The organism is Ancylomarina sp. 16SWW S1-10-2 (assembly GCF_009669305.1).
GTDB lineage: Bacteria > Bacteroidota > Bacteroidia > Bacteroidales > Marinifilaceae > Ancylomarina.
Genome location: NZ_SADB01000022.1, coordinates 58,328 through 68,439, shown reverse-complemented (window position 1 = coordinate 68,439; position 10,112 = coordinate 58,328). Strand labels below are relative to the sequence as shown.

Annotated in this window: 5 protein-coding genes; 3 read left to right on the top strand and 2 right to left on the bottom strand. The window is 35.2% G+C overall.

From position 1 onward, the window contains the following. The first annotated feature begins 227 nt into the window (after nt 1-227). Complete coding sequence (gene rhuM, locus EMN46_RS15755) at nt 228-1,097, top strand: Fic family protein (protein WP_154201780.1); 870 nt, start codon at nt 228-230, stop codon at nt 1,095-1,097. A gap of 286 nt (nt 1,098-1,383) precedes the next feature. After that, complete coding sequence (locus EMN46_RS15750; RefSeq protein ID WP_154201779.1) at nt 1,384-2,154, top strand: prolyl oligopeptidase family serine peptidase; 771 nt, start codon at nt 1,384-1,386, stop codon at nt 2,152-2,154. Nucleotides 2,155-2,305: 151 nt separating this feature from the next. Here the strand turns inward: EMN46_RS15750 and gatD are convergent, their stop codons facing one another. Together gatD and gatE are read right to left on the bottom strand one after the other, a co-directional pair. Beyond that, nucleotides 2,306-3,688, bottom strand: a complete 1,383-nt coding sequence (gene gatD, locus EMN46_RS15745) for a Glu-tRNA(Gln) amidotransferase subunit GatD (protein WP_154201778.1) — start codon at nt 3,686-3,688, stop codon at nt 2,306-2,308. A gap of 8 nt (nt 3,689-3,696) precedes the next feature. Continuing rightward, the gene (gene gatE / locus EMN46_RS15740; protein WP_154201777.1) at nt 3,697-5,667 is read right to left on the bottom strand and encodes a Glu-tRNA(Gln) amidotransferase subunit GatE; all 1,971 of its coding nucleotides are present in this window, start codon (nt 5,665-5,667) and stop codon (nt 3,697-3,699) included. A 309-nt stretch (nt 5,668-5,976) separates the two neighbouring features. Here gatE and EMN46_RS15735 point away from each other — a divergent pair, with 309 nt between their 5' ends. Next, entirely contained in the window at nt 5,977-9,873 is a 3,897-nt protein-coding gene (locus tag EMN46_RS15735) for a PAS domain S-box protein (RefSeq protein WP_154201776.1), read from the top strand. The last annotated feature ends 239 nt before the right edge of the window (nt 9,874-10,112 follow it).

Below are 10,112 nucleotides of genomic sequence, written 5' to 3'. Positions count from 1 at the left end.
ACTTTAGTTTGGCGATTTTAGTGGTAAAAAAAAGACTTTTATTCCACATAGACAATGGGTGAGACTACTTCTCCTCATTGTCTTGAAAAATACACCTCCTTTTTTCATCTAAAATTCCATCAGTTGCATTTGTGACTTGAATCTAAGAAATATTTAAAACCAAAGATAATCAAACTGAGATTCAGGTTCAATTTGATGCGGAAACTGTTTGGATAACTCAGTCCCAAATGATCAATTTGTTTCAGAGAGATCAATCAGTTATTTCACGTCACATCAATAATGTTTTTAATGAGGGTGAATTGGATAAAAAAAGCAATATGCAAAAAATGCATACTGCAAATTCTGATAAGCCTGTCGCTTTTTATAGTCTTGATGTAATCATATCTGTAGGTTATAGAGTGAAATCGCAACAAGGAACTCAATTCCGTCAGTGGGCTACACAACGTTTAAAAGATTATTTGATTAAAGGCTATGCTATTAATGAACAACGTTTACAGCAAAAACAGCAAGAAGTAGAATATCTAAAAACGGGTATTCGAATTGTAAGTCGTGCAATTGAAGATGCAACAAACGAACAAAATAAAGAGGTTTTTAAACTTTTCTCAAAAGGTTTAGCTCTACTCGATGATTATGACCATGAAGAACTAGATAAGAAAGGAACGACCTTAAAAGAAACCACATATCCTTCCTTCAACGATTATATAAATCTGATTATTAATATGTATTCCGATTTCGAATCAGATGTTTTTGCACAAGCCAAAGACGATAGTTTTAAAAGTTCTATCGGACAAATTATGCAAGGTTTTGGCGGAGAAGACTTATATCCAACTATAGAGGAAAAGGCAGCAAACCTACTTTATTTTATTGTGAAAAATCATTCATTTGTCGATGGAAACAAACGTATTGCAGCTGCTTGTTTTGTATATTTTCTTGAAAAGAACAAAGCACTTGTTAAACCCAATGGTTACCCTATTATCAATAATAATACTCTGGCCTCACTTACCTTATTTATTGCTACCAGTAAAACAGACGAAGCAGATATTGTAAAACGATTAGTAATAAGTATTTTAAATAGAAATAAATCAATTACGAATTGAAAATTGCACATTGAGTGTACCTAACAGAACATAATACAAGAGTTATCATATATTTTTGCTTTTACAAATCTTAATATTTGCCGAATACTCTAGGAGCAAAAAGAAGGAGTATGTTTCGTTGAAGGAAATAAAAGATTAGATTCTAAAATTTACGGCTATGAATGATATGTTAAATAAAGATTAATAACAACCGCCAATATTTTTTATAAATAAGGGCAGGGAAAATATTAAGTCGTGTGTGATTATTTGCTAAATTTAAACTACGTAATTAATTAAACAGAACAGAATGAAATCATCAAAATCTAAACTTTCTACTTTATTAATAATCCTTTTTTACTTTGGAAGTATGACCAATCTATTTTCACAATCATCACTTTTCAGTTACGAAAAATATAGTAACGCTAATGGGGATACCTTAAACTATAGACAACTTTTTTCCGATTATGACACTGAGTCTAAATATCCACTGGTCATTTTTTTACACGGCTCTGGGGAACGAGGAGATGATAATGAATCTCAATTAAAATGGGGTGTTATGAATTTTGCGAGCAGTCAAAACATGAAAATGTATCGTCCTATTGTGATTGCGCCTCAATGTCCTAAAGGTATGAGCTGGGGCAATTTTTCTTACGAAGATATGACAATTCAGTCTACACCAAGTAAGCCCATGGAACTTTTAATAGAGCTAATTAATGAGGCAAAACTCAAATTGCCAGTAGATACCAATCGAATTTACATTACAGGTCTTTCTATGGGAGGTTTTGGTACATTCGATGCGATTTCACGCTACCCCAATTTGTTTGCAGCTGCAGTACCTGTTTGTGGCGGAGGTGATGTTTCAAAAGCTCCAGCAATCTCTCATTTGCCAATCTGGATTTTTCATGGCGCTTTAGATACAACAGTCAATCCAGCTCTTTCACAAAATATGGTAAAAGCCTTGACCTTAGCAGGAGCTCATCCGGGATATACTCAATATCCTGAAGCTGGTCATTTTTCATGGATCGCAGCTTATAGTGATGCCATGATGATGGAATGGTTGTTTAGTCAACGAAAGTAATTTTGAAGACATATTATCTTTAGGCGAACAGCGGTCATAACCCAAATAAAACGCCCCAAATGAATAGCACGTTTGGGGCGTTATTTTTATGCAGTAAATATGTAGAGACGCAATTTATTGCGTCTGTAGGAATGTATTATAGAAATGCAGCTTATTTATGAACCTCCTTAATAAATTCTTCCACCTCAGGAATTCCACCCTGATAAAGCAAATAGCCATTATAGGGTTCTCGCTCGGTTATTTCATCGTTAATAGGCGTTATCATCAAACGGTTTACCTCTTCAAGGTCATCTGTTTGACCAAGTGCCCAGCCCAGTTTAATGTATGCAACCTCAGCAAGCATATTGCCACCAGGAACAATTCCTCTAGACATTAGTTCTCGTCCAGTTTCGTAAACAAACATTTGAACATAACCCCAAATGGTTTGAAGAGTCATAAACATAAATACACCTTTTTTCTTGGCCCTAGCAATGGAAGAATACAGCTCTTTATTCACGTGTCCCAAGCCAGTTCCAACAATAACGATTCCTTTATATCCACAATCTACCATCGCATCTAAAACGTCTGGTTTCATACCTGGATAATAATAAAGCATCGTTACCTTATCACTAAAATAAGGCTTTATCGTTACATTTCTATCCTTACGTCGGTGCTTAAATTCTTTTTTTAGATTGACTATTTTTTCACGATCGACCATAGCCAATGGCGTATCACCAATGGTTCTAAATGTAGATCGGTAGGAGGAATGCATCTTTCGCACACGAGTTCCTTTGTGTAATAAACCATATTCATCAGAAGTAGGTCCAAACATACAAACCATTACCTCAGCAATGTCAGCATTACCCGCTGCAAACATGGCGTGCATCAAGTTGAGTGCTGCATCAGAACTTGGTCGATCCGACGATCGTTGTGATCCTACAATAACAATGGGTACGGGAGAATTTTGTACCATAAAAGTTAGAGCTGCACCCGTGTGATGCATGGTATCGGTACCATGTCCAATCACAATACCATCCACACCATTTTCAATTTCCTTACCAATGGCTTTAGCCAATTGGATATACTGCTTAGGGCCCATGTTTTCACTGAATACGGCAAAAATCTTTTCGGTTGTTAAATTACAAATATCGGCCAACTCAGGCACAGCACCATACAATTCGCCTGGCGAAAAAGCAGGAATAACAGCTCCTGTTCTATAATCTAAACGTGAAGCAATTGTACCTCCCGTTCCAAATAGTTTTACCTTAGGCAAGCCTTCTGTGAAAGGAAATTCTTTCTCGGGAATTTTATAATTGGCTTTTTTGTAGCCCGTTTCCTTCATCTTGGTAATGGTCATAATATCCACACCAATATTATAACCCGTAATAATTTTTAAAACAATATGCTGATCGTCATCATTTTCCGATCTGGGTAGAATGGTTCCTTCAAAATCGCCACGCGTTGTGGTAATTTTTGCTGTTCCCCAAACTCTTACATTATATTTTTTGAGTACGTCTAAGGCACCACCTTTATATCCTTGAAAAATATCTTCCATAGTCGTTACTATTTAATAGCATTTTCGATTTTAGTTTTCAATTCGTTTAATGCAAAATTTCCTGTGGCTTGCATATGTAGCTGTCCCATAATCCAATTAGCAACCTTCGATTTATCGGTTTTAGAGTCGGTCTCTTTAAATTTTTCATTCAAATAATTAACAGGTGCTAGTAAGTCTTCTAGACTCCTTTTCTTAAAATGAATACTCGTAAGAATCGAAGAAAAATCCATGTTGGGATGCTCAATTAGCACAGGAAGCATTAGTTTGGATATGTCGTAATGAAGCTTGTTTTTCTGGATGTATTCAAACATCTTTATAATGCGATTGTACTTAAAATCTTCATGTTTTTTATGTTTGCCTTCCACGTATTTTAGTGTGTGACCGAAGAATGTTCCGATAAATTTGGCTGGGATTTTTAGTTTTACGATTTTCTCGATAACTGGAACCAAATTATTCCTCAAAATATAATGATCGGTATCGGTAGGAATTTCCCAAGAACGGAGTTGTTCATAACGTTGGTATATTTCTACAGGCAAGTTTTGATCCAATTTCTCGATATAATCGTTTGGTAATGGGATAGGTGCCGCATCGGTATCAGGATACATACGATCTGCTCCTGGTAGCACTCTTTCGAAAATAGTTGTGCCATCTTTAAAGGATTTTCGTGTTTCGGGAGGAATGGTATCGAATGCCATTATACAACGTTCTTCAATGGTTTCAAGTGCGGTAGGTATATCAGCTTTAGGGCCCCAGAATATAATTTGTGCATCGTCATCGTTTGCATGTAAGAGCTCTTTAATCTTATCGAAGTCAACCTTTACACTTGAGCCATCAATCTCTTCAGAATGGTACATATTGGGTTTCTCGATACAAGCCACAACCTTTAATCTATCGGTAATTTCGTTGGCAAAACAATGATTGGGCTGTGTAAAATGAGAAAGGATGCCTAGGAAACCGACCAAGTTAACAGCGTAAACCTCCATATCAGAGAAATCCATGGAAGCCATCAGTTCGTTTTGTAATTTTAACTGGATAGGATCAATCTGTATGGATTTGATTTTCCATTCTTTCTGATTTTTAACCTGTTTTTTTAGTTTTTTCATCACATTAAGCAAAGCCCACTGTCGGAAAGCTTCGTTATGAGATAGTTCGGGAATCCATTTATTGTGCGCCACGCCTTTTATTTCAATACGTGTACCGCCTTTGCAACTTACATTTACATCTTCGCGACCTGCACCCATGCCAGTACGAACCTTTCCCGTACTTCTATTGAGGAAACGGATATACTCCGCAGCTTCTCTCAACTCATCAGGCGTATAACATTCGGGATAAGTTACTGTCTCAATCAAAGGCACACCCAATCGATCTGTTTTATAAATTCTCTTGTGACCAATATCTGAAACTTCTCTACACGAATCTTCCTCAATACTCAACTGAATAAGACGAACTTTCTTGTGTTTTAACTGAATATGACCTTCTACACCAAGAATCGCTGTTCTTTGAAAACCTGCAGGAATACTACCATCCAAATACTGTTTACGTGTAATGTGTACTTCACCTACAATATTTAAATTCGATAGCAATGAGATTTCAAGTGCATATTCTAAAGCTTCTTTATTGATGATAAAAGGAGGCGTGTCGTCAATTTCGTAGGTACAAGCCGACTCGTTGTTTAGGCGATAGGTAATTTCTTTGCGGGTTTTAAATTCCATTAAAGCCGTTCCATCGTATTCTCCAAGTTCCGAAAGTGTTGGACGCATGTGGCGGATAATTTCAGCATCGAAATTATTATGATTGTGTAAGATACCTGCCGGACAATGACAAAAAAGTTTCTTTTTTGTTTTTAGCTGCTGATGAACTTCCAAACCAGACATAAAGCCAATTCGTTTGTAGTCCTTTTCTGTAGCCTGCTTTCTGGTGACATATCCAATGGATTTTCGAGTGTTTTGATAGTTTGTTAGTGGGTTGAATTTCTGCATAGTAGGGTTTTATTTTGGATTCTAAAAGGTAGATAAAATAATTAAGTTTACCATGTTTTAATTTTGAATTCACTAGATGTTAGTTGCTAATGGAAAGGCGTAATGAGGTGTTTTGATAGAAAGGTATGTGCTTGTGTTGCGATTGATATTGGATTTTTAGATTTACTAATATGCTTGCTTTTTTTAGATATATTAGAATATGTCTTCACGGATTTAGCTGATAGTAGAAAATTTATTTTATCTTGTAATGTGATCTGTTTATAGAACTTTGTTCTCCAACTATGTACAATTCTACCGAAATTACAATTAATGAAAAATATCAAGACAAAAGAAGAGCTTCAGATTAAAATAAAACAATTGGAATCTAAAATTTCTGAGTTAGAAAAGTCGAAGCTACAAAGTCGTCTTTTGCCTGAAGATCAACTCTTAGTAAAGGATCAATATTACCATGCGAAAGTACAGGAAATAGGAAAGATAGGTACATGGGAACTTGATTTATTAAAGGATGAATTGATTTGGTCTGATCAGAATTATCGGAATTTTGGCATTCCAAAGGGAACTTCTCTTTCTCATGAAAAATTCTTGAGTTACATTCATTGGGAAGATAAGGAATATGTTGCTAATCAATGGTTGGCTGCTTTGTTAGGAAAAGTTTACAATATTGATTTTCGCGTAATTGTAGATGGAAGTGTACGGTGGCTTATGGAGAAAGCTGATGTCGTATTCGATGCTAATGGAAAGCCGATTTCTGCCATAGGTTTCACTCAAGATATCACAGATCAAAAACAAAACGAAGAAAAGTTAAGAAAAAGTGAAGCAAATTTTAAATCTCTTTATGATAATGCACCACTGCCATATCATTCATTAAACGAAGATGGATGTTTTAAAGATGTGAATCCAACTTGGCTTACGACCTTAGGGTACGAGCGAGATGAAATAATTGGGAAATTTTATAAGGATTTTTTACATCCTGATTGGCAATCCCATTTTGCGAATAGTTTTCCGAAGTTTAAGAAACGTGGTCATGTGAATAATATGCAATTTAAATTGCGACATAAGGCAGGACATTATATTGATGTCGCACTTGAAGGATTCATTGGTTATAATCCCGATGGCAGTTTTAATCAAACTTATTGTGTCTTTAAGGATATTACAGAACTTAAGCAAGCAGACGAAAAACTAAAAGCCAGTTTGGAACGTGAGAAAAAAATGGCTGATATTGTTCGTAGCGCCCCAATTGGCATTGCGGTTGGGTACGATGATGGGAGATTAGATGATTTTAATTTAGCTTTTTCTGAATTAACAGGTTATACAATTTCTGAATTACATCAAATTAATTGGAGAGAAGACTTAACACCTTCCAAGTGGAAAAATTTTGAAGAAAAAAAGCTTAGTCAACTTAGTCCTTTACAGAAGAGTATAAAATATGATAAAGAATATATTCACAAGGATGGTCATATAATTCCCATTGAATTTACCGTAAGTGCCAAATTCGACTCTGAAGGAAATTTCCTCAACTATTTTGGTTTTGCAGAAGATATCACAGATCGTAAACAGGTAGAAATAGAATTAAAAGAAAGTGAGAAGCACTTTCGGGCTATATATGATAATACACCAGCTTTGTTACATTCACTTGACAAAGATGGTCTATTGATAAGCATTAGTGATTTCTGGCTTAAAACAATGGGGTACGACAAAAGTGAGGTCATAGGTAAACCTTCGACTCTGTTCTTAACTGAAAGTTCGAAGAAATATGCAAGGAATATTGCTTTTCCTAAATTTTCTGAAAATGATTTTATTACAAATGCTCCCTATCAGTTTGTAAAAAAGGATGGAGAGATAATTGATGTATTATTATCTGCTATAGCAATACGCGATAATTCAGGAGAGCTGAATCGTACTTTAGCTGTTCTTGTCGATATAACCGATCTTAAGAAGACCGAAAAAGATTTGAATGAAAGTGAAGAAAGATTTGATTTGGCAATGACTGCTGCACAAGATGGTTTGTTCGATTGGAACTTGGTAACTAACGAGATTTATTTTTCTCCAGGTTGGAAAAGCATGTTTGGGTATAAAAATGAAGAATTAGAAAACGAAGTTAGCGTATGGGAGAAGTTAACTAAACCAGATGATGCTGAGAAAGCGTGGAAAATTAGGCAGGAAGTAATTAATAAATTGCGTGACAGATTCGAAGTTGAGTTTAAGATGAAACACAAAGACGGATATTGGGTTGATATTTTATCTCGTGCTGAAGTGGTATTTGATGAAAATGGTAAAGCCATTAGAATGGTGGGTACCCATGTTGATATTACGGAACGAAAGCAGGCCGAAGAAAAAATACGTCTTGCCGAAGAAAAACTACAAAATACATTCGATATATCACCAAGTATTATTTGTAAAGTAAATATAAATACTGGCTATGTTATTGAAGTTAATCAGGCAGTAACACGAATACTCGGTTATTCGATTCATGAATTTACATCAAAGCCATTTATGGAATTTGTTCATCCTGATGATAAGCAAATAACGATAACTGAATCTTCAAAATTATTAAAGGGCAAAGCGATGCCAACTTTTGAAAATCGATATTTATGTACGAATGGATCCTATAAATGGATAGCTTGGCATGGAACAAAACCGAGTAAAAATGGTATTGTAACGGCTATTGCATCTGATATTAATGAGAGCAAACTGTCGGAAAGGGCTTTGAGTAAGAGTAATGAATTTAATGCAAGGCTACTTCAAACTATTCCTTTCGGAATGGATATTGTCGACGAAAAGGGGAGTATCTTGTTCATGAATGATAAATTTGAGAAACTGTTTGGTTCTGAATCTATTGGCAAAAAATGTTGGGAAATTTATCGCGATGTTAAGGAACAGTGTCCACATTGTCCTTTACGTAAGGGTATTGAGATTGGTGAAACTTCGTCCTATGAATCAACAGGTATTCTGGGAGATAAAACCTTCCTTATTAATCATACTGGAATCATGTTTCAAGGTAAAAAAGCCATGCTCGAGATATTTCAGGATATTACAGAAAGAAAGTTGTCTGAAATAGAACTGGTTGCTGCCAAAGAAAAAGCAGAAGAAAGTGATCGACTTAAGAGTGCATTTCTTGCTAATATGAGTCACGAAATACGTACCCCAATGAATGGGATTCGTGGATTTATTGACTTGCTCAATGATCCCAATTTAAGTCGTTCTGAAATTAATTCATATTCAGGCATTATTAACCAAAGTAGTGATAGGTTACTAAATACGATAAACGATATTATTGATCTTTCAAGAATTGAATCGGGAGAGGTCCTTATTTCAAAAACGTCCGTTTCTATTCAAGCTGTCGTGGATGAAATATATAAATTTCATTCACCAGAAGCAGAATTAAAAGGATTGTCTTTATCGCTAGACCTCTCATATTCACCTAATCAATTAGATATAATTACTGATGGCGACAAACTCCATGGTATATTAACAAACCTTGTTAAAAATGCAATTAAATACACTAAAGTAGGCTCAATTTCTTTTGGCTATTCCTTGAAAAATAATAGTATCGCATTTTTTGTCAGAGATACAGGAATAGGTATTCCAAAAGATCGGTTAGATGTCATTTTTAATCGTTTTGAACAAGCAGATATTGGTAGCAGAAGAGCTTTTGAGGGTGCTGGTTTAGGACTCGCAATATCAAAGGCTTATGCTGAAATGCTTGGCGGCAAAATTTGGGTGGAATCAGAACTGGGAAAAGGAAGTTCCTTTTATTTTACACTTCCGTATCAAAATGAAGTAATTAAAGAAAATATGAAAGAAAATGAAATTTTGTCTTCTGGGGAAGAAAGCCCAAAGAACAAATTAAAAGTATTAATTGTTGAGGATGATGAAACTTCAGCAGCCTTTCTTTCGATAATTGTACGAAAATTTGGAAAAGAAATTATTAGTGCTAAAAACGGAATAGAGGCGGTGGAAGCTTGTCATAAAAACCCCGATATCGATTTGGTTTTAATGGATATTCAAATGCCTGAAATGGATGGTTATGAAGCCACTAGAGAAATACGCAAGTTTAATGAAAATCTTGTTATAGTTGCACAAACGGCTTATGCTCTTAATGGTGACATGGGAAAAGCTCTTGAGGCTGGTTGTACCGATTATATTACAAAACCGATAAATGAAAAATTATTAAGGGAGGTAATAGCTAAGCATATCGGTAGTTAGTGTAATTGTCATACATGTCGTGTGCGTCATTTATGAGCGAATTTTTTCTTGGCAACTTTTTTGTTGATCACAAAGGAAAAGTTGAGTGTATTTCTGTTGTCTATAGCAAAAAGTGGTTGAATAAATTGCTTAGGATAATTAATGAGTTATTATATATTTCGGATAAATAGATATTAAATCTTAGGTTTTTATGAAGCATCTATTTGTAGTAGCGTTTTGAATAATATGCAGTTATTTAG